General features: G+C 68.1%; 20 protein-coding genes. 8 read left to right on the plus strand and 12 right to left on the minus strand.

The features are described 5' to 3' along the window. Positions 1-4 precede the first annotated feature (4 nt). Together JHC81_RS03025 and nth are read left to right on the plus strand one after the other, a co-directional pair. Positions 5-2704, plus strand: coding sequence for an insulinase family protein (locus JHC81_RS03025; protein WP_292170477.1), 2700 nt, complete (start codon positions 5-7; stop codon positions 2702-2704). An 8-nt stretch (positions 2705-2712) separates the two neighbouring features. Next, entirely contained in the window at positions 2713-3426 is a 714-nt protein-coding gene (nth, locus tag JHC81_RS03030; protein WP_292170479.1) for an endonuclease III, read from the plus strand. Here the strand turns inward: nth and JHC81_RS03035 are convergent. Together JHC81_RS03035 and JHC81_RS03040 are read right to left on the minus strand one after the other, a co-directional pair. Further along, entirely contained in the window at positions 3423-4481 is a 1059-nt protein-coding gene (locus tag JHC81_RS03035) for a serine hydrolase (RefSeq protein WP_292170482.1), read from the minus strand. The genes nth and JHC81_RS03035 overlap by 4 nt on opposite strands. Before the next feature lie 43 nt (positions 4482-4524). Beyond that, positions 4525-5409, minus strand: coding sequence for a transporter (locus tag JHC81_RS03040; RefSeq protein ID WP_292170485.1), 885 nt, complete (start codon positions 5407-5409; stop codon positions 4525-4527). Between the two features lie 45 nt (positions 5410-5454). Between JHC81_RS03040 and JHC81_RS03045 the strand changes: the two genes are divergently transcribed. After that, positions 5455-6489 carry an adenosine kinase gene (locus JHC81_RS03045; protein WP_292170488.1) on the plus strand — a complete coding sequence of 345 codons (1035 nt, stop codon included), beginning with the start codon at positions 5455-5457 and terminating at the stop codon, positions 6487-6489. Here the strand turns inward: JHC81_RS03045 and JHC81_RS03050 are convergent. From JHC81_RS03050 to JHC81_RS03060, 3 genes are read right to left on the minus strand one after another with little or no spacing between them, the layout of a single operon-like run. After that, the gene (locus JHC81_RS03050) at positions 6476-7021 is read right to left on the minus strand and encodes a Smr/MutS family protein (RefSeq protein WP_292170491.1); all 546 of its coding nucleotides are present in this window, start codon (positions 7019-7021) and stop codon (positions 6476-6478) included. The two genes, JHC81_RS03045 and JHC81_RS03050, sit on opposite strands and share 14 nt — an antisense overlap. A gap of 10 nt (positions 7022-7031) precedes the next feature. Beyond that, positions 7032-7292 (minus strand): helix-turn-helix transcriptional regulator, encoded by a 261-nt coding sequence (locus JHC81_RS03055; protein ID WP_292170494.1) that lies wholly within the window; start codon positions 7290-7292, stop codon positions 7032-7034. 23 nt (positions 7293-7315) lie between these two features. Further along, the gene (locus JHC81_RS03060; RefSeq protein WP_292170497.1) at positions 7316-7894 is read right to left on the minus strand and encodes a DUF2975 domain-containing protein; all 579 of its coding nucleotides are present in this window, start codon (positions 7892-7894) and stop codon (positions 7316-7318) included. 452 nt (positions 7895-8346) lie between these two features. Between JHC81_RS03060 and rdgB the strand changes: the two genes are divergently transcribed. The 3 genes from rdgB (at position 8347) to JHC81_RS03075 (ending at position 10460) form a co-directional block, all read left to right on the plus strand. After that, complete coding sequence (gene rdgB / locus JHC81_RS03065) at positions 8347-8949, plus strand: RdgB/HAM1 family non-canonical purine NTP pyrophosphatase (protein ID WP_292170498.1); 603 nt, start codon at positions 8347-8349, stop codon at positions 8947-8949. Positions 8950-9057: 108 nt separating this feature from the next. Continuing rightward, positions 9058-10122 carry a substrate-binding domain-containing protein gene (locus JHC81_RS03070; RefSeq protein ID WP_292170500.1) on the plus strand — a complete coding sequence of 355 codons (1065 nt, stop codon included), beginning with the start codon at positions 9058-9060 and terminating at the stop codon, positions 10120-10122. After that, positions 10119-10460 carry a TonB family protein gene (locus JHC81_RS03075; protein ID WP_292170503.1) on the plus strand — a complete coding sequence of 114 codons (342 nt, stop codon included), beginning with the start codon at positions 10119-10121 and terminating at the stop codon, positions 10458-10460. Before JHC81_RS03070 ends, JHC81_RS03075 begins: the two co-directional genes overlap by 4 nt. Here JHC81_RS03075 and JHC81_RS03080 read toward each other — a convergent pair. Beyond that, positions 10457-10714, minus strand: coding sequence for an Lrp/AsnC ligand binding domain-containing protein (locus JHC81_RS03080; RefSeq protein ID WP_292170506.1), 258 nt, complete (start codon positions 10712-10714; stop codon positions 10457-10459). The two genes, JHC81_RS03075 and JHC81_RS03080, sit on opposite strands and share 4 nt — an antisense overlap. A 142-nt stretch (positions 10715-10856) precedes the next feature. Between JHC81_RS03080 and JHC81_RS03085 the strand changes: the two genes are divergently transcribed. After that, positions 10857-11687 (plus strand): alpha/beta hydrolase, encoded by an 831-nt coding sequence (locus tag JHC81_RS03085; RefSeq protein WP_292170509.1) that lies wholly within the window; start codon positions 10857-10859, stop codon positions 11685-11687. Between the two features lie 300 nt (positions 11688-11987). Next, the gene (locus tag JHC81_RS03090) at positions 11988-12662 is read left to right on the plus strand and encodes a bifunctional 4-hydroxy-2-oxoglutarate aldolase/2-dehydro-3-deoxy-phosphogluconate aldolase (protein ID WP_292170512.1); all 675 of its coding nucleotides are present in this window, start codon (positions 11988-11990) and stop codon (positions 12660-12662) included. A gap of 88 nt (positions 12663-12750) precedes the next feature. Here JHC81_RS03090 and JHC81_RS03095 read toward each other — a convergent pair whose 3' ends face one another. The 6 genes from JHC81_RS03095 to JHC81_RS03115 all read right to left on the minus strand — a co-directional run. Next, on the minus strand, positions 12751-15591 hold the full coding sequence (locus JHC81_RS03095; RefSeq protein WP_292170514.1) for a pitrilysin family protein: 2841 nt from the start codon (positions 15589-15591) through the stop codon (positions 12751-12753). 67 nt (positions 15592-15658) lie between these two features. Then, the gene (locus JHC81_RS03100) at positions 15659-16507 is read right to left on the minus strand and encodes a ribokinase (protein WP_292170515.1); all 849 of its coding nucleotides are present in this window, start codon (positions 16505-16507) and stop codon (positions 15659-15661) included. After that, a complete protein-coding gene (locus JHC81_RS03105) occupies positions 16504-17433 on the minus strand; it encodes a nucleoside hydrolase (protein WP_292170518.1) in 930 nt (309 codons plus the stop codon). Before JHC81_RS03105 ends, JHC81_RS03100 begins: the two co-directional genes overlap by 4 nt. 37 nt (positions 17434-17470) lie before the next feature. Beyond that, positions 17471-18145 (minus strand): amino acid racemase, encoded by a 675-nt coding sequence (locus JHC81_RS03110; protein WP_292170521.1) that lies wholly within the window; start codon positions 18143-18145, stop codon positions 17471-17473. Beyond that, positions 18142-18456 (minus strand): TonB family protein, encoded by a 315-nt coding sequence (locus JHC81_RS14415; protein ID WP_366465502.1) that lies wholly within the window; start codon positions 18454-18456, stop codon positions 18142-18144. The genes JHC81_RS03110 and JHC81_RS14415 overlap by 4 nt, the downstream gene beginning before the upstream one ends. Further along, the coding region (locus JHC81_RS03115; protein ID WP_292170523.1) for a D-cysteine desulfhydrase family protein at positions 18453-19239 on the minus strand (787 nt) is incomplete at its 5' end. The genes JHC81_RS14415 and JHC81_RS03115, both read right to left, overlap by 4 nt.

Here is a 19239-nt window from a genome sequence, read left to right on the forward strand (position 1 = left end):
CGGATTGCGCTACGCACTGCTCTCCAACGATCGTCCGGCCGGCGGGCTTTCGATCAGGCTTCGCTTCGATGTCGGCAGTTATGAAGAGCCGGACGGCCAGGGTGGCATAGCTCACTTTCTGGAGCATATGGCCTTCAATGGCACTCAGGGTCTGGCCGAAGGCGAGTTGGCCCGACGCTTCGCCGAAGCCGGCGTGGCCTTTGGGCGGGATCAGAACGCTTCCACCTCGACCTTCGCGACCACTTACAAGGTCGATCTGCCGGGGACCGATGCGGCGAGTCTGGCGCTCGCATTCGGGTGGATGCGAGACATTGGCGATGGCCTCTTGCTCACACCTGACGCGGTGAATCGCGAGCGTGGTGTGGTGCTGGCCGAACATGACGCTCGCCTGGGCCCGGCGCTCACATGGCGCGAAGCCTATCAGGCCTTTGCCGCTCCCACCGCCAGAAGTCGCCTGCGCCAGCCTATCGGAACTCCAGAAAGTATTCGCACCATCGACGCCCAGGCCATGGCCGCGTTTCACCGCTCCTGGTACCGCCCGGACAACGCCGTGCTGACGGTCGTCGGCGACCTGCCCTTGGATACTCTTGAAACTGCGGTACGCGACAATTTCAGCAGCTGGACGGCGACAGGCGAGCCCCCGCCCAGATCGCAGGCCACACCGTTCGACCTCGCCCGCCCGTTGGATGTGATGGCCTACTCCAGCGAAACCCTGCCCACTGGCGTCAGCGCCTGCCGCTTGACCGCCTGGAAGGCGCTGGGCCCCGATACACTCTCGCGCCGCCGTGCCAACATCGTCAGGGGCCTGTGGACGGGCATTCTCAACCGTCGTCTGGCCTTGCTGGCTCAGGGGGCCGACGCCCCGTTCACCTCGGCAGGTGTCGCATGGTCGCCCTGGACGCGCGAGGCCAACGCCGTATGCCTGAATGTCACGCCGGCTGCAGAAGGCGACTGGGCGCGAGCCATGACATCGGCTTTGACGGAAGTCCGTCGGCTTCAGGCGCATGGTGTCGAAGCGCGCGAGATCGCCCGCATCGTAGACGCCCAGAAACGGTTCAACGCCACAGCCATCGAACAGGCTGACGACCGCTACAGTGAAAGCCTTTCCGACGCCCTCGTGTCTGCCTTTCCGCTCCATGACCTGGACGCCAGCGCGTTCGTTCACCCGAGCAGCATTCCCGACATCTATGACAGCGTCGTCGCCGGCATCTCCGCCAATGACGTGCGCGAGGATTTCGCTCGCGCCTGGAATGGCTCGGAGCCTCTGATCTCGATCGTGATGCCGCAACCCCCGAACGAGGACGACGTGAAGGCTGTCTGGCAGCAGGTGTCGGCCTCTCCCCTCCCGGCGGCACAGATGGACGAATCCGCCGCCACCTGGGCCTATGGCGAAACGGGGACACTTGGCCGGATCGTCTCGCGCGAAACGATCGCAGCGCCGGAATTCACCCGCGTACGGTTCGACAACGGACTTGTCCTGAACGTGAAGTCCGTAGCCTTCACTCGGGATCTGATCACCATGGCCGTGCGACTGGGTGACGGCCGTGCGGGAGTCGCCGATGCCGACTATCAGGCCGCCAGCATGGGTGCCGCCTTTGTGAACGCCGGCGGGCTGGGTAAACACAGCTTGCGCGATATCCAGGACATGTTCCCGGATCGACGCATCGGGCTGAGCCTGCAGATGCTCGAACGCGCATTCCAGCTGTCGGGATCGACCCGACCCGCGGACCTGGAGCTTCAGCTACAGTTCGCGAGCGCTCTGCTCAGCGATCCCGGCTTCCGGGACGATTTTGTCGGGCAACGCCGTCAGGCCATCGATTCGCTTTACCGGGCCTACCGCACCCAGCCCGCCACGGTGCTTTCCCTCGCACTGGCCGAGGAGCTCACACCTGGCTCGCCGCGTCTTCTGCCTCCACGCGAGGCCATGGACGCACTGACCATGGCTGATTTCGAGCGCATCTTCCGGCCCGTCCTGACCCAGGCACCCCTGGAGCTCACCATCGTGGGCGACATGCCCGAGGACGAGGTCATTGATCTTGTCGCCCGGACCATGGGGACCTTGCCCAGCCGCACACCGACAGCATCGACGGCGGGCGAGGTATTCCTGCTGCGGTTCGGTGACGATCGCCCCACGATCAGCGCTACTCACGAAGGTCCCGCTGCCCAGGCGTTCGTCTCGGCCATATGGCCCCTGTTCGTCTCCGAGCCGTCGCGCCGCAGGGAACAGAGGGCCCTGGAGTTGCTGCGGGCCATACTTCAGGAGCGAGTGCGTGATGAGGTCCGCGAGTCATTGGGCGCGACATATAGCCCGAGCACCTCGCACAGTTTCGACGATTTTGGAGACCAGGGCTCCATGACGGTCGCCGTCGCCACCTCGCCGGCTGATCTGGACCGGGTCACCGAGGCGGTGCGTCGCGTCGTCGCCGATGTCGCTTCCGGCACGGTGACCCAGTCGGAGCTGGACAATGTGCGGACACCCGTCCTCGCGCGCATCGCAGACAATCGTGCCACGAACAGCTGGTGGTTCGGAACACTGAACGGGTCGGCCCGCGAGCCGTACAGGCTTCGCGATGCCGTGGAATGGGAAGTCGATTACCGCGACATGACTCTCGAAGAGCTGAAGGCGGCGGCCAGGACCTGGCTTTCCGGACGCCCTATCGAAGCGGTCGTGGTCTCCAGCGCGACACCCCCGTCAGATCCGTGAAAGGCGCATTGTCAGCTCATCGGCCGCGCTCGAAGACGCCCAAGCGCGCCCCCCGTGCCTTGGGCTGGCCGCCGGACGAGCATCGGGTCGAGACGATCTTCCAGCGGCTGGCGGCCACCATGCCCGAGCCGAAGACCGAGCTGGACTTCACCGATCCCTTCACCCTGGTCGTCGCCGTCGCCCTGTCGGCCCAGGCGACGGACGTCTCGGTCAACAAGGCGACCGACAAGCTGTTCAAGGTCGCCGATACGCCCGCGAAGATGCTGGATCTGGGAGAGGAGGGGCTGGTGCCCTACATCGCCTCCATCGGCCTGTATCGCGGCAAGGCGCGCAACGTGATCGCGCTCAGCCGGATCGTGCTGAAGCAGCATGGGGGCGTCGTTCCCCTGAACCGCGCCGACCTCCAGGCCCTGCCCGGCGTAGGACGAAAGACGGCCAGCGTGGTGCTGAACGAACTGGGCATCGAGCCCGCCATCGCGGTGGACACCCATGTGTTCCGCGTCTCGCACCGCCTGGGCCTGGCCAATGCCGCCACGCCGGACAAGGTCGAGGCGCAACTGCACAAGGTCGTACCCGCCGCCTGGCTGCCCAAGGCGCATCACTGGCTGATCCTGCACGGCCGCTACACCTGCACGGCGCGCAAACCGAAGTGCGCAGCCTGCGTGATCTCCGACCTGTGCCCGTCGCGCGGCGACCTGATGGCGTCGGGAGAAGCCGCCTAGGCCCCGCGCTCGGCGGCGGGGATGAAGCCGTTGGCCAGCAGCGCATGCAGGGCCTGGACGTGGCCGTCGCGTGCCTCCACCGGCGCGGAATCCGAGGTCATCACCACCGTCAGCCGCAGGTCCGGCACAACAAAGACCATCTGGCCGCCATAGCCCCAGGCGTAGAAAACATCGTGGCCGCGCGCCTTGCGCATCCACCAGCCATAGCCGTGGCCGTCGCCCGTCCAGCGCGAGTTTCCGCGCGGCTCCCACGAGGCCTCGACCCAGCCTTCCGGCAGGACCCGGACGCCCTGATGCAGGCCATCGTTGCGATACAGTTCGCCGAACGCCAGCAGGGCGCGTGGCGACAGCCGCATCTCATTGCCGCCGAAATAGATGCCCTGCGGATCGGCGGGCCATTCGGGAATGGTCAGGCCCATGGGCTCACCCAGCAGGTCGCGCGTCAGGGCCAGGGTGGACCGCCCCGAGGCCCGCGTCAGCACCGCCGAGGTCAGGTGCGAAGTGCCGGTGGAATAGATCAGCGTCCCGCCCGGATCGCTTTCGAACGGCTGGGCCAGGGCGTATCGGACCCAGTCGCGGCTGGACACCCAGGCCCCGTAGTTGGCTCCGGACGTCGAGGCCAGACCGGCCCGCATCGACAGAAGATGGCCCACCGTCAGGGCATTCAGGCGTGGATCGGGATTGGCCGGAAAGCGGTCGGACAGAAAAGGTGCGACGGTCTGATGCACCCCGGTCAGCAGGCCCTTGCCGATCGCCGCCCCGGCGACGGCGGCCAGCACGGACTTTGAGGCGGACTTGACGTTGACCGCCGTATCCAGACCCGGCCCGCGCAGCACCTCCTCGACCAGAGGCCGGCCGTCCCGCGCCACGATCATGGAGCGCATCTTGGGCAGATCACGGGCCGCCTTGACCGTCGCCGCCGTCAGGGCGGCATCCAGACCTTCGGTGAGAGGGGCGATCTCCGGGGCAGGCACCGCCGACTGGCCGCAGGCGACCAGAGGTAAGGACAGGGCAGGCAAGCTCAGGCCGGCGGCAAGGAGATGTCGGCGTTTCATGCCCAACGACATGGGGACGCCGGCCCGTCCGCGACAGGCGACCTCACGCCGCAGCCTGGGCCAGCCTTGCCTTGACCGCCTGCGCGAACCGCCGTCCGCCCTCGGGCGCGAAGCCCAGATAGAAGTCCGGTTCGATCAGCTCCGCCTCCATCAGCAACCAGCCCCCATCGGGACCGCGCGCCATGTCGATGCGGGCGTACAGCAGGTCCTCGTCGATCGCGGCCAGCGTGCGCTGCGCAAGGTCCCAGGCCCCCTCGGGCGGCTCGGGCAGGGCGACATACTGGCCGCCGTACTGGACCTGAATGCGGAAGTCGCCGTTGACGGGCCGCTTGTTGACCACATGACTGAGCCGGCCGCCGAAGATCAGCAGGGAGATCTCCCCCTCCGTTTCGATGGACGGCAGATAGGGCTGGATCATCGCCGCCCCGTCGGGCGCGCCCAGCATCTGCTCACCGCGTGACAGGCGCAGCGTCTGCCACGCCCCGCCCGAGACGCGCGGCTTGACCACCACCGTATCGGTGCCGAACCGGTCGAAGGCGGCATCGACATCCGCCTGGGTCACGCCCTCGACCCACTGCGTCCGGGGCATCGCCACGCCGCGCTCGGCCAGTCGCCCCAGATAGGATTTGTCCGAGTTCCAGGTCAGCACCGAGGGCGGGTTCAGCATCCGCACCCCCGCCGCCTCCCACGTGGCGCAGGCTTTCACCCAGCGCGCATGATCGCGGTGATAGCCCCAGACGATCAGCGGCAGGACCAGCAGAAATGCCTTAAGCGCCGACCCGTCCTCGATGTGGTCCGTCCAGGCCATTGGTTCGACCGTGATACCCTCCGTCGCCAGCGCCGCCTGCAACCGCTCCAGCACCCCCGGCCACTGGCCCGCATAGGAGGGATCGGACGGGTCGGGGGTCAGGACGGCGATCTGGGTCATGGCGGCGATCTAGCGCGAAAGCCCCGCGCCGGGTAAGGCCTCGCGATGACCCAGAACACCGCCTCCGAAATCCTCTTCGACGTCTGCGCCGTCGGCAATGCCATCGTCGATGTGCTGGCCCCCTGCGACGACGCCTTCCTGAGCTCTCAGGCCCTGACGCCCGGCTCGATGCAGCTGGTCGATGCGGGCCAGAGCGCGGCCCTCTATGACGCCATGGCGGCGGGCGTCGAGGCTTCGGGCGGGTCGGCGGGCAATACCGTGGCGGGCGTCGGCTCCTTCGGCGGCCGCGCGGCCTATGTGGGCAAGGTGGCGGACGACACCCTGGGCGGCGTCTTCACCCACGACATCCGCGCCGCCGGCGTGGCGTTCGACAGCCCGGTCCTGACCGGCGGGGCCGAACAGGGTCTGGGCACCGGTCGCTGCCTGATAAATGTCACGCCGGACGGCCAGCGGACCATGTGCACCTTCCTCGGGGCCGCCAACCAGCTGTCGGCCGACGACATCGACGCCAACCAGATCGCGGCCTCGGCCATCGTCTATCTGGAGGGCTATCTGTTCGACCCGGCCCCCGCCCGCGCCGCCTTCGAGGCCGCCGCAGCTGCCGCCCACGCCGCAGGCCGCAAGGTCGCCATCACCCTGTCCGACACTTTTGTCGTCGCCCGCTGGCGTGCTGAACTGCTGGCCTTCATCGAGGCCTCGGCCGACATCGTCCTGGCCAATGAGGCCGAGCTGACGGCCCTGTTCGAGACGGAAGACTTCGACGCCGCCGCCGCCCGCCTGTCCTCCATGACCGAGGTCGCCGCCATCACCCGGGGGGCCGAGGGCTCGGTACTGCTGGCCGGCGACGACCGGGTCGAGGTCGCCGCCTTCCCGGTCGACAAGGTCATCGACACCACCGGCGCAGGCGATCAGTACGCTGCCGGTGTCCTGCTGGGCCTCGCACGCGGCTTGTCGCTGAAGGACGCCGGAACGCTGGGGTCGCTGGCGGCTTCGGAAGTCATCGCCCACTGGGGCCCGCGACCAATGACGTCGCTGGAAGCGCTGGCGAACGACGCGGGGCTGGCGCTCAACCCCGCCTGATGGTTACATACAGCGCCCCGTCGCCCCCGTGGTGGCGCGCCGCCGGGGCGAAGCCGGAGACGACCCCGCGCAGGGCCGGGCCGGTCAGCCACTCATGGACCGAGCCCCGGATCACGCCGGTGCCGCCGCGCCGCCCCTGGCCCGTGATCACCAGCACCGAGCGATAGCCGCGCGCCTGCGCCCCCATCAGAAAGGCGGTCAGGGCGTCCTGGGCCTGAAACCGGCCATAGCCGTGCAGGTCGATCCGCGCCTCGATCGGGTCGCGCTCGCGTGACAGCCGCCGCTGGCGACGCGGCTCCAGCACCTCCGGCACGCTACGGGAGGCGGGGGGAGATACGGGAGGAGAAAAGGACGGCAGCAGCCGGGGCGCGGTCTTGACCTTGCCGGTCGGGTGCGGTGCGGGCGGCGGATCGGGCTGAACCGCCCCGACCACGATGCGCGGGGCCTTCTTCGGCCGTGACGGGGTCACCGATCCGGCCACGCGGGACCAGATGTGCCGGTCGTCGGGGCTCAGATCGTCCCGCCTGCTCACGGGATCGAGCTCATGTCGTGCCGGGCGCGGTCCCGTCGGCATCCTCGTCCGAACCCTGATCCTGCGGCCCCGGCGCATAGGCCAGCAGGTCGCCGGGCTGGCAGTCCAGTTCGCGGCACAGGGCGTCCAGCGTCGTGAACCGCACCGCCCGCGCCTTGCCCGTCTTCAGGATCGACAGATTGGCCAGGGTCACGCCCACGCGATCGGCCAACTCGGTCAGCGACATGCGCCGTTCGAGCAGGATGCGGTCAAGCTGGATGCGGATGGCCATGAGGATGCTCTAACCCAAAGCGTCTAGATCGTTAATTCGGATTCTCGGCGCAGACGTGCGCCCTCCTTGAACACCTCGGCCAGGACGAAGACGACCAGAACCGAAAAGGCGGGGGTCACCAGGTCGAACAGGCCTGGTGCCTCCAGCGCCCCGCGGACCAGTCGCGACACCAGACTCTGGCCCAGCCAGGCTCCGCCGGTCACGACCGCCAGGATGATGCCGATCTGGCGCAGCCGCCCGGTATTGGCCGGCTCGAACGGATCGCCGATGCGCAGGGTGTTCACGATGCGGCGCAGGTGCCGCAGGATCAGGGTGAAACCGCCGAAATAACCGGCGAAGGCCCCGATGCCGAACAGGATATAGGCGCGCGGTACCGGCACGCTGGTGCCGCCGTCGTCGCTGGTCGCGGTCAGGCCCATCGGCCCCATGGGCACAAAAGCCATCACTATGAAGAGTATGAGGGTGGCCAGCGTCAGCAGGGCCAGGATCCAGAAGGCCGCCCAGAGCGCGACGCTCAACAGGCTGGACACGGATCCGAAGGTCAGGCCCGGCAAACGCGCCGGGGTGCGGCTGGCCGCAGATCGCAGTTTCGGCACGCGCATTCGAAAGGGCCTATTCGTCGTCAGGCCGGGGCAGAGGGCGAGGATGCCGCGCGGGGTCCGGCGAACCCACACGCGGTCTTAACTCTCGCGCTTGTCATGCCGATCGTCAAAGCTCCGTTTTGTTCTTACAGGCCTTGGACGAGCGTCGCGATCAGGGCGACCGGCAGGGCGGCGAGCAGCATGGTGTTGATCACGCCGTGGCCGATCTTTTCGATGAAGTAGGAAGCGTTCATGGTGTTCATTGTCGTTCTCCGTTGATCCTGAGTGAGGGATGTTTTCACCCCTCGTTTTGTGTCCGCTGCATCGATCTTGCCGTTTTCGGCTGGATCGGAGAACGTCGCGGCGTCCGTCCTTGAAACAATAGATAGGCCGTGCGCTGAGCTAAGTCATGTTACATATCGTTTAACGATATTAAACTTTGGCAATGGATTGTAACGGAGCGGGTGAAGGCGATGAATCTGAAGCTTATCAAGGGGATGCGGCTGGTCCTGGCGACGCACAATCCCGGCAAGGTGCCCGAGATCGAGGCGCTGCTGGGCGGACATTACAGCGTCGTCACCGCCGGCAGCCTGAACCTGCCCGAGCCGGACGAGACCGAGAGCACCTTCGTCGGCAATGCCCTGCTGAAGGCGCGCCATGCGGCGGACCTGTCGGGCGAGGTCGCCATTGCCGACGATTCCGGCCTGTCGATCGCGGCGCTGGACGGCGCTCCCGGCATCTTCTCCGCCCGCTGGGCCGGGCCGGACAAGGATTTCGCCTTCGCCATGAAGAAGGTCGAGCAGCGGTTGGAGGAAATCGGCGCGCAAGACCGCAGCGCCTGGTTCACCTCGGCCCTGGCCGTAGCCTGGCCGAACGGTCCGGCCGTGGTGGTCGAAGGCCGCGTCGACGGCACCCTGACGTTTCCGCCCAGGGGCACGCGCGGCTTCGGCTATGACCCCATCTTCATCCCCGAGGGCCACACCCAGACCTTCGGCGAACTGGACCCCGCCTTCAAGGACTCCATCAGCCACCGCGCCCGAGCCTTCGAAAAGCTGCGGGATGCATTGATTGAGTGATTTTTCTTCTTGATGGCTGCGGGAGAAGGATGGTGGCATGCTCCCTCTTTCGTCCAACCGTCACAATCCTCTGGTCTAAGCGCCACGAACCTTTCGGAGCGCCTTCACATGACCCGCACCCTTCTCGCCGCCGCCTCGGCCGTCGCCCTTATGGCCCTCGGGGCCTGTGGAGATGGCGGGGCGGGGTCGCAGACGGCGCGCTCGGGTATCTGGTCGGCGGGCTCCTCGACCGTCTTCCCGTTCGCCAACCGCGTGGCCGAAAACTTCCAGCGCACGACGGGCGGGGCCTCGCCGCGTGTGGAATCGCTGGGCACCGGCGGCGGGATCCAGGCCTTCTGTCAGGGCATCGGCCCGGCGACGCCGGACATAGCCAATGCCTCGCGCCCGATGAAGAAGTCGGAATACGACATGTGCGTGGCCAACGGCGTCACCGACATCGTCGAGATCAAGATCGGTTTCGACGGCATCGTCATCGCCACGGCGCGTTCGGGCAACAGCTTCAACTTCTCGCTGGACGACCTGTACGAAGGCCTGGCCAAGGAAGTGCCGGGTGCGAACGGTGCCTTTGTCGCCAACCCGGCCACCACCTGGAACATGGCCAATCCGGCCCTGCCGAACCAGCGCATTCAGGTCTATGGCCCGCCGCCCACCTCGGGCACGCGCGACGCCTTCCTGGAGCTGGGCATGGTGCCCTCGGCCAAGGCCAATCCGGTGCTGGCGGCCCTGGCGGAGTCCGACGAGGACAGGTTCGAGGCCCTGGCCCAGACCCTGCGTGAGGACGGCGGCTGGGTGGACTCGGGCGAGAACGACAATGCCATCGTCCAGACCCTGACCCGCACCCCCGGCTCGCTGGGCGTGTTCGGCTTCTCCTTCCTGGAGCAGAACCTGGACACGGTGAAGCCCGAGACCATCGACGGCATCGCGCCGACCGTCGACACCATCGCGGACGGTTCCTACCCCCTGTCGCGCAGCCTCTACATCTATGTGAAGAAGCAGCACGTCGGTGTGACGCCGGGTCTGGAGCAGTTCGTCATGGAGTTTATGAGCGAAGCCTCCGCCGGTCGCGGCGGCTATCTTCAGGACCGTGGCCTGGTGCCGCTGCCGGCGAGCGAGCTGGCCGCCCAACGCGCGATCGCACAGGGCATGACCGTGATGCAGGCTCCGGCGGAGTGATGCTGGTCGTGGCGGCAGTGCTGGGTCTCGTCGGCGTTCAGGAGGCCGCACCCACGCCCCTGACGCCGTTCCGGGACGTGCCCTGGACCCGCAGCCCGCAGGTTGAATATCCGGCCGCGGCCCTGTCGCGCGGTGTGGACCGCGGTGTGGTGACCATCGACTGCGCGGTTGAAGCAACGGGCGCGCTGTCGGACTGCCGGACTACGGAGGATCAGCCGGCCGAACTGGGCTTTGGCCGTATGGCGCTGTCGGCCATGCGTCAGGCCCGGGTGGACACCCAGCGCTGGACCCAGTCGCGCGTGGCGGTGCGCCTGTCGTTCGTCTCCAGCGAGGCCTAGACCTTCGACGGCAGGAACGGCGAGAAGGTGATGACCGTGAAGGTGTCGCGGATGTGCGGCCGGGTCTGGACCGACTTCGTCACGAAGGTGCCGATGTCCATGTCTTTCGGCAGCTGGAACTTGGCCAGCAGGTCGTACTGGCCCGAGGTCGAATAGACCTCCGAGACGTGCTCGACATTGTCCACCATGTCGGCGGCGACATCGTTGGCATGCCCCAACTCGCATTTGATGAAGACGAAGATGGCGGTCATCATGGCGGGGGTCCGGGGGTTGAAGATTGGAAGTCAGGCAACAGGCAACAGGCAACAGGTTAGGGTCTGAGCCTCTTCCAAGCCAGTGAATGATTCCGTGGCGGACACCATAACCGCTAGCTATTACCTCGTTGCCCGTTGCCCGTTGCCCGTTGCCTCATCCTCGGAGCCTCCGCTGAACCTGGAAACCGAATACAACAACCGCGCCCTTGTGCCCGACCATCCTGCGGTGATGCAGGGCTGGCGCGACCGGGCCGAGGCGGCGCGGCTGGCGCATCCGCCCCGCCAGATCGCCTATGGGCCCGGCGAGCGCGAAGTCATGGACCTGTTCGAGGCGCGGCCTGACGCACCGGTCGCCGTTTTCTTGCACGGTGGCTACTGGCAGGCTCTGGGGCGGGAGTGGTTCAGCGGCATCGCACCGGCCCTGCTCGCGCGGGGCGTCAGCCTGGCCATTCCCTCCTACGATCTGGCGCCGCAGGTTCGGCTGGGCCGCATCCTGTCGCAGGTGCGCAATGCGGTGGAGGCTGTGCGCGACCTGTCGCCGACGCGCACCCGCCCGGTCGTCTTCGGACACTCCGCCGGGGGGCATATGGCGGCCTGCATGCTGTCCGAGGGCCGGGCCGGTGCCGCCGTGGCGATCAGCGGCGTGTTCGATCTCGCCCCCCTGATCCCGACCAGCCTGAACGCGGCCCTGGGTCTGGATGCCCGGGAGGCGGCGGCCCTGTCGCCCATTCACTGGCCCGTCCCGAACGGTTCGACTCCCGGCGGGACCGTGCTGGATTGCATCGTCGGCGCTGACGAAAGTGCGGAGTTCATCCGCCAGTCTCGCATGATGGCCGATCTGTGGGGTGCCCAAGGTGTCGAGACGCGGTTAGAGACGGTCGAGGGCGCGAACCATTTCACCGTGCTGGAGCCGCTGTTCGACAAGGACAGCGCGATGACCCGACGCATAGCAGATCTGGCCTGCAAAGGTTGACGCGAGCGGCAAACGCCGTTTGGAAGAACGCCGGATACCCGACATTGCCATCCCCTCCCCAGGATCACATGTTTCGTTCGCTGCGCCGTCTCGTTCGTCGATTGAAATGCAAACGCCATCGTTGGCGCCCCGACCGGCGCCGGCCCGGCATCGAGTTCTGCGATCTGTGCCAGGCGACCCGGCATGAAAAGCCCGGTGCCGCCTGACGGGCGAAACACAAAGTTTGGCGGGTCGGCTTTGACACGACCCGTGCGGTGGTTAAGCAGGTCTGTCCCGAACTCCGGTGGAGCCTGAACGCCGATGCGCCACGACCGTCTGTCCGTCCTGACCGCCCTCGAAGCCCAAGGCGTCGCGCCCGTCTTCTATCATCCCGACCGGGACGTCTGCCTGAACGTCATCCGCGCCTGCGCCCGGGGCGGCGCGCCGGTGGTCGAGTTCACCAATCGCGGCGACTTCGCCTGCGATCTTTTCGGCGAGATCGCACGCGAGCTTCAGCAGACCGATCCGCACATTATCCTGGGCATCGGCTCGGTTGTCGATGCGGGCACCGCCGCGCTTTTCCTGAACCGGGGCGCGCGCTTCGTGGTCAGTCCGGGCTTGGTGGAGGAGGTTGCGCGCACCTGCAACCGGCGGATGACCGCCTATTTCCCCGGCTGCGGCTCGGTGAGCGAAATCCTGAAGGCCCAGGAACTGGGCTGCGAGGTCGTCAAACTGTTCCCCGGTGCCAGCGTCGGCGGGGCGGACTTCGTCAAGGCCGTCATGGGGCCCATGCCCTGGACCAAGATCATGCCCACCGGTGGCGTCGATCCTGACCCGGCCTCGATTGCCAAATGGTTCGGCTCGGGCATCGTTGCGGCGGGCATGGGCTCCAAGCTGGTGACCGATGCCGCGGTCAGGGCGGGCGACTGGGCCGGGATCGAGGCCAGCGTCCGCCAGACGGTGGAGGCGATCAGGGCGTTCCGGGCGAAGGCCTGATTATACCCAGCCGTGGTCCCCCCTCCACCACGCTACGCGCGGTCCCCCTCCCCATCGCCAAGCGGCGACGGGGAGGAGACGCGTGACCCTACAGCCCCAGTGTCGGGCTGTTCAGATCCAGATCGGCCGCCGGGATGACCACCACATCGGGATGGGCGGCGCGCAGGGCGTCGATGAACATCGCCGACTGGCCGACCACCACGACATAGGCCCCGTCCGCACTGACGGCCTGGGCCGCCTGGGTCACGGTCTCGGGAGTCGTGGCGCGGATGCGGTCGGGATAGGCCTCGACCTCGCTGAGCGGCAGGCCGTTGGTGACGGCCTCGGCCAGGACGCCGCCCAGTCCGCCGGTGGTTTCGGTCGCGCGCGAGAAGCTGCCGGTCAGCCAGGTCTCGCGGTTGGTGACGTCGGTTTCGCTGACCGGCTCGGTCCGCAGACGGTCGAACTCGGCCAGGACCAGGGCGACAACCTCGGCGGCGCTCTCGTTCTTGGTCTGGGTGGTGGCGGAAAGCAGCCCGCCGTCCACGCGCGTCGCCAGGGAGGAATAGGCCCCGTAGCTGAGGCCGCGCTTGGCCCGCACTTCCTGGAACAGACGGCCGTTGGAGCCGCCGCCGATGATGCTGTTGACCACGCTCAGCGGATAGAAGGCCGGATCGGCGCGGCGCGGACCACGCACGGCCGCGGCGACGGCCGCCTGACCGGCGCCGGGCAGGTCGATCACGACGACGCGGGGTGGGGTCGGGGTGCCGGCGCGGTTCGCCACGACGGGCAGGGCCTCGGCAGGCCTGGTCCAGTTGCCCAGGGTGCGTTCGGCGAAGGCCACGGCCTGATCGGGCGTCATGCCGCCGGTCACGATCATGGCGGCATTGTCGGGCCGCCACCAGCGGGCGTGGAAGGCGGCGATCTCGTCGCGGGTCAGCCCCTGCAGCGAATCCGGCGTGCCCGAACTGGGCGCGCCATAGGGGGCCGCACCATAGGCCAGTCGGCCCAGCACCAGAGAGGCCAGCGGCCCCGGCTGGCGCAGATTGACGCGCAGGCCGTTGACCGCCTGGGTCCGGCTGCGCGCCACTTCATCCTCGGCAAAGGTCGGGCGCATCACGACATCGGCCAGCACCGCGCCAGCGGCGTCCGCCGAGGCGATGGGCGCGGACAGGAACAGGGTGGTGGCATCCGCCCCGGCCCCACCGCCGATGTTGGCTCCGAGCGCCTCCAGGGTGCGGGCAATCTCCGGGGCTGTACGATCTCCGGCCCCTTGCGAGGCCAGGGCGGCAGTCATGGTCGCCAGGCCCGGACGCTCCGTGGGGTCCGCCGCCGCGCCGCCGCCGATGACCAGCTGGGCATTGACGATGGGCAGGTCGGTGGACTTGGCGACGATCAGGCGCATGCCGTTCGACAGGGTCCGCTCCACGATCTGCGGCGCGGCGACGGTGCGGACCTCGCCCGGTGCGGGCGGGGCCATGCGCTGGCCCTCGGGCAGCAGTTCGTTGGCCGGCAGGATGGCGGGCGGCACGGTCACGAAGGTCGGCATGGGGGCCGGGTTCTTCCAGCTGTCCTCGGATGCACCCGCAGGCCGCGCGCTCTCGTCCTGATAGCGGATCGAGACCCGGGCCTGTTCGTCCAGATAGCGGCGGGCGACCCGCTGCACATCGGCGGCGGTGACGGCCTGGATGGCGACCAGATTGGCATCGGGCGCACGCGGATCGCCCTCGTCCACCAGGGCCCTGCCCAGGATGAAGGCCCGGCCCGAGGCGGTTTCGCGCTGACGCAGTTCGCTGGAGACGATCTCGGTCTTGGCCTCGGCCAGTTCGGCCTCGGTGACGGGCGCGTTGCGGATGCGATCCAGCTGGGCGTTTAGCGCCGCCTCGACATCGGCGATGGACTTGCCTTGGGCGACCGTGGCGCTGACGACGACCGAGCCGTCTTCTTCCAGGGTGCTGGACCCCAGGCTGGCGTTCGAGGCCAGCTGGCTCTCATAGACGAGGGCCTGATATAGGCGCGAGCTGTCGCCGCGCGACATGATGGCCGACAGCACCTCCAGGGCGGCCGCGTCCGGATCGGAGGCCTTCACCCCCGGATAGATGGCGGCCACGGCGGGCAGGGGCACATTGGGGGCATAGGCCTCGACCTGACGCGGTTGGGTGCGAGGTGATTCCACCGGGCGGGTCATCACCGGCACAGGGCGCGCCGGATTTTCGATGTCGCCGAAATACTGATCGACCCAGGCGTCCAGCTGGGCCTGATCGAAGTTGCCGGCCACGATCAGGGTCGCGGTGGCGGGACGGTAATAGGCCTCGTGGAAGGCGCGGGCGTCTTCGATGACGGCCGAGTCCAGCTCTTCGATCGAGCCGATCACGCTGCGGCGATAGACGCTTTCATCGAAGGTGTTGTCGCCGATCACGAAGGTGCCGAACCGGCCGTACGGCGGGGCATACACGCGCTGGCGCAGCTCTTCCTTCACAATGGAGCGTTCGGCGTCGAAGACGGCCTGATCGACCACGGGCCGGGCCATACGCTCCGCGTGGGTCCAGAGCATGGTCTCCAGATACTGGGGCGGGACCGTCTCGTAATAGTTGGTCATGTCCTGGCTGGTGGAGGCATTGCGCGTGCCGCCCGCATTCTCGACCAGGGTCGCGATCTGGCCATAAGGCAGGTTGACCGTCTTGCGGCTGAGGATGTGTTCGAACAAGTGGGCGAAGCCGCTGCGGCCCTGCGGATCATCCTTGCCGCCGACGTCGTACCAGACCTGGACCGTCACCGTGCCGGCGGTCGGATCGGGCATGGCATAGACGTCCAGGCCGTTGGCGAGTTCGCGGTGGCTATACTCCAGCGGCGGCACCGTGATCGGCGCGGGCGCGCTCTGGGCCCAGGTTACGGCGGGCATGGCGAGGGCGAGCAGCGAGGCTCCCAGCAGCGCGGCGGTGCGTGTCATGTGGCGGTTCCCGATAGGCGTCTCTGAACAGGTGCCAGACCCTATCCCGCGCAACGGCCAGCCCTAGTTACGAACTTGTAATGATCGCCTCAACCTCGTCCCGCGTCGGCAGGGAGGGCTGGGCCCCGGGCCGCGTCGCCGCGATGGCTCCGGCGGCACAGGCGAAGGTCAGGGCGGCTTCGGGCGACTGGCCCTCCAGCAGGGCGACGCATATCGCGCCCACGAAACAGTCGCCCGCACCCGTGGCATCCACCGCCTTGACCCTGGGCGGGGTGGCCGAGGCGATCAGGGACCCGCGCTGGTACATCTCGGCTCCGCGTGCCCCCAGGGTGACCACCACCCGACCGCCGCCGTGATGCAGCAGGTCGCCATAGAAGGCGGCCTCGCTCTCGTTGACGACGATCAGGTCGGCGCGGCGCAGCAGCTGGTCCGACACCGGTGCGGCGGGGGCCAGGTTGACGCAAACGAAGTCGGTGGCCCGACCGACCGCCGCCTCCACGGTCTCGACCGGCAGTTCCATCTGGAGGATCAGGGGGCACTCAATCCGCGCCGGCAGCTGTTCGGGCATGACCCTGTGATTGGCCCCGGCCGCGACGACGATCTGGTTCTCGCCGTCCGGGTCCACCGCGATCAGGGCGACGCCCGTCGGAGCCTCGGCATCCGTCAGCACGCCGCCGGTATCGACATCGTCGGCGAGAAGGAGAGCGAGCGCCTCCTCCGCCATGCCGTCGCGCCCGACCCGTCCGATCATGCAGACCTCGGCCCCCAGCCGCTGGGCGGCCAGGGCCTGATTGGCTCCCTTGCCGCCGGGATGACGGGCCAGGGTCGCGCCGGTGACCGTCTCGCCGGGTGCAGGCAGGCTGGGGGCAGAGGCCACGAAATCCAGATTGATGGAGCCGACGACCGTGATCCTCAAGCGCAGCTCTCCGCGATGAGATCGAAGACGCCGTCGGCCTGGACCCCGGTAGCCCAGCGATGGGGGGCCGTCTCCGGGTCGACGCGGAACTCCACCGCCGTATGGCCGCGCGTCAGCTCACTCTGCACCTCCACCGCGAGCCGGCAGGACTTCAGCGTGAACAGGTCCGGGTTCATCAGCCAGGCGACGGGGCAGGGGTCGTGCAGCGGCGGAGCGTCCCAGCCAACGATCCGCCTTTCCACGTCCTGCGAGAACCGCATCATGGCCGCCGCCGTGTCGCCGCGTGCCGTGCCCAGCGTCGCCAGACGCGCGATCCGCGCATCCGTCGCCCGCACCTGATGCGTGACGTCCAGGCCGAACATGACGACCGGACAGGCGCTGCGCAGCACCTCGTCCGCGGCTTCCGGATCGGCCCAGATGTTGAACTCGGCCGAGGGGGTGATGTTGCCACCCTCGCTGCGGGCCCCGCCCATGACGGCAACCGGGCCCAGCCGCTTCTGGATCATCGGCTCCTTGCGCAGGGCATGGGCCAGATTGGTCATCGGCCCCAGTATGGCCAGGGCGACCGAACCCTCCGGACGGCTCATGACATTGTCGATGATGGCGTCCACGCCATGCCCGTCGGCAATGCCGCGATCGGGCGTGAAGGGCGGCAGATAACCCAGCCCCTCCTCACCGTGAAACTCGCCGGCACCCGAGGGTTTGCGCCGCAGCGGGCGGTCCGCGCCGGGCCGGACCGGCACGTCTTGCCGTCCCGCGATCTGGCGCAGCATCAGGGCGTTCCGCGTCGTCTTCTTCAGCGGGACATTGCCGCCCACCGTCGTGACCGCCAGCAGCTCCAGCCGCGCCGACCCGAAGGCCAGCATCAGCGCCACGGCGTCATCCACGCCGGGGTCGCAGTCGATGATCAGGGATTGCGTCGTCATGCGGCAGGTGTGGCGGGCGTCGCCGATTTAGGCAACCTCACCGGCAGCGATCGACGCAGGCCTGCGCCAGCACCTCTGCGGAATCGACCAGAGGCACAGACACGTCCGCAGGCATCAGCAGCAGGGGCACCTCGGTGCAACCGGCGATGACGACCTCAGCCCCTGCCTCGACCAGGGCTGCGGCCAGGCGACGCATCTCGGCACGCGCGGCATCGCCGGTGTCGCCGCGCTTCACGGCATAGACGCAGCCCATGAAGGTCTCGCGGTCCTGCCCGGTGAGGCGGACGATCCTGCACCCCCTGGCCTGGAGAGATCGGGTGTAGAGCGCCTCGCCGCCCGGCGTGGCCAGGACGCCGGCCTTCCTGGGCGCGGCCTCGCCTGTGGCCGTCAGCGCCGCCTCGGTGGTCTCGGCGATCATGTCGATGAAGGGCAGGCCGACTTTGCGGATACCGGCCGCCTGGGCGTGGGCGGTGTTGCAGGGCATGGCCAGAACCTGGGCCCCCGCGTCCCGCAGCCGCATCGCCATCTGGCCCAGGACGCTTTCCGCGGCATCCGGCTGGCGGTTGCGGTCGGGCACCTTGGGATTGATGTCGGCGATGATGCGGATGTGGTCGGCATCCCCTTCCGCCGGGGTCAGGGCCTGAACCCGCGCCAGAAAGGCCACGGTCGCGGCGGGGCCCATTCCGCCCAGGACTCCGAGAACTCTGGTCATGGCGCAGGCTTTCCTTCTTTAAACTGGATCGTAAATCTCACCCTTGCGTCGCCGTATCGCGGGTCCAGTCGTGCACCTTGCGCCGTGTCAACTGCGGCCTGACCAAATCCTTGTCCAGGCGGAGTCTCTGAAAGGATACGACACTCGCCCACGGTCCCATCGGAAGCCACCGCGCATTCCAGCGCTACGACTCCCGTCCCATCAAGTTGGCGATCAGGCGAAGATTTGGGGGCTGTCGTACAGGCGCTCAAAATGAGTGCCAGCCCGAGCGCCGAAGCGAGCGTCCCTATGCCTGGCTTCTGTGGCCTCACAACATCCTCCCAATCTCGCCCTGATAGCCAAACAGGCCCTGCGCTCCGCCGGTGTGCAGGAAGACCACCGTCTCGCCCTCGAACCGCCCGGTCCTGGCCAGGGCGATCAGCCCCTTCATCGCCTTGCCGGTATAGACAGGGTCCAGAACGATGCCGTCGGTGCGCGCCGCCAGTCTCAGCGCCTCGATCACCGCCCCGTCGATCAGGCCATAGCCCTCGCCCACATAGTCGCAGTCGGCCACGACCATGGCGTCGGTCACGGCGCCGGGCCGCCCCAGCAGGGCGGCCGTCTCCTGCGCCAGCTTGAGCACATTGGCCTCCTGTTTCGGCTTCGGGGCGCGAACGCCGATGCCCAGGACCGGAATGTCCGCCCCCATGACCGCCAGCCCGGCCACGAGCCCCGCATGGGTGCCTGCGCTGCCGGTCGCCGTCACGATCCGGTCGATGGGCAGATCCAGCTCGTCGGCCTGGACCACGATCTCGCGCGCGCAGTCGACATAGCCGAGGGCCCCGATGGCGTTCGAGCCGCCGCCGGGGATGACATAGGGTCTGCCGCCGCGCGCCCGGACCTCTGCCGCCGTCGTCTCCAGCTCGGCCGGCATGTCCGACCCGCCGTCGACAAAGCGGATGCCCGCGCCGAACAGCCGGTCCATCAGGACGTTGCCGTTGTGGACATAGTCGGTGGCCTTTGACCCTGTCCGCTCTTCCAGGATGACCTCGCATTTCAACCCGTGGGCCGCCGCCGCCGCCGCCGTCTGGCGCACATGGTTGGACTGGACCGCG

Origin of the sequence: Brevundimonas sp. (assembly GCF_016463295.1) — a bacterium.
In the GTDB taxonomy this organism is placed as follows: Bacteria; Pseudomonadota; Alphaproteobacteria; order Caulobacterales; family Caulobacteraceae; genus Brevundimonas.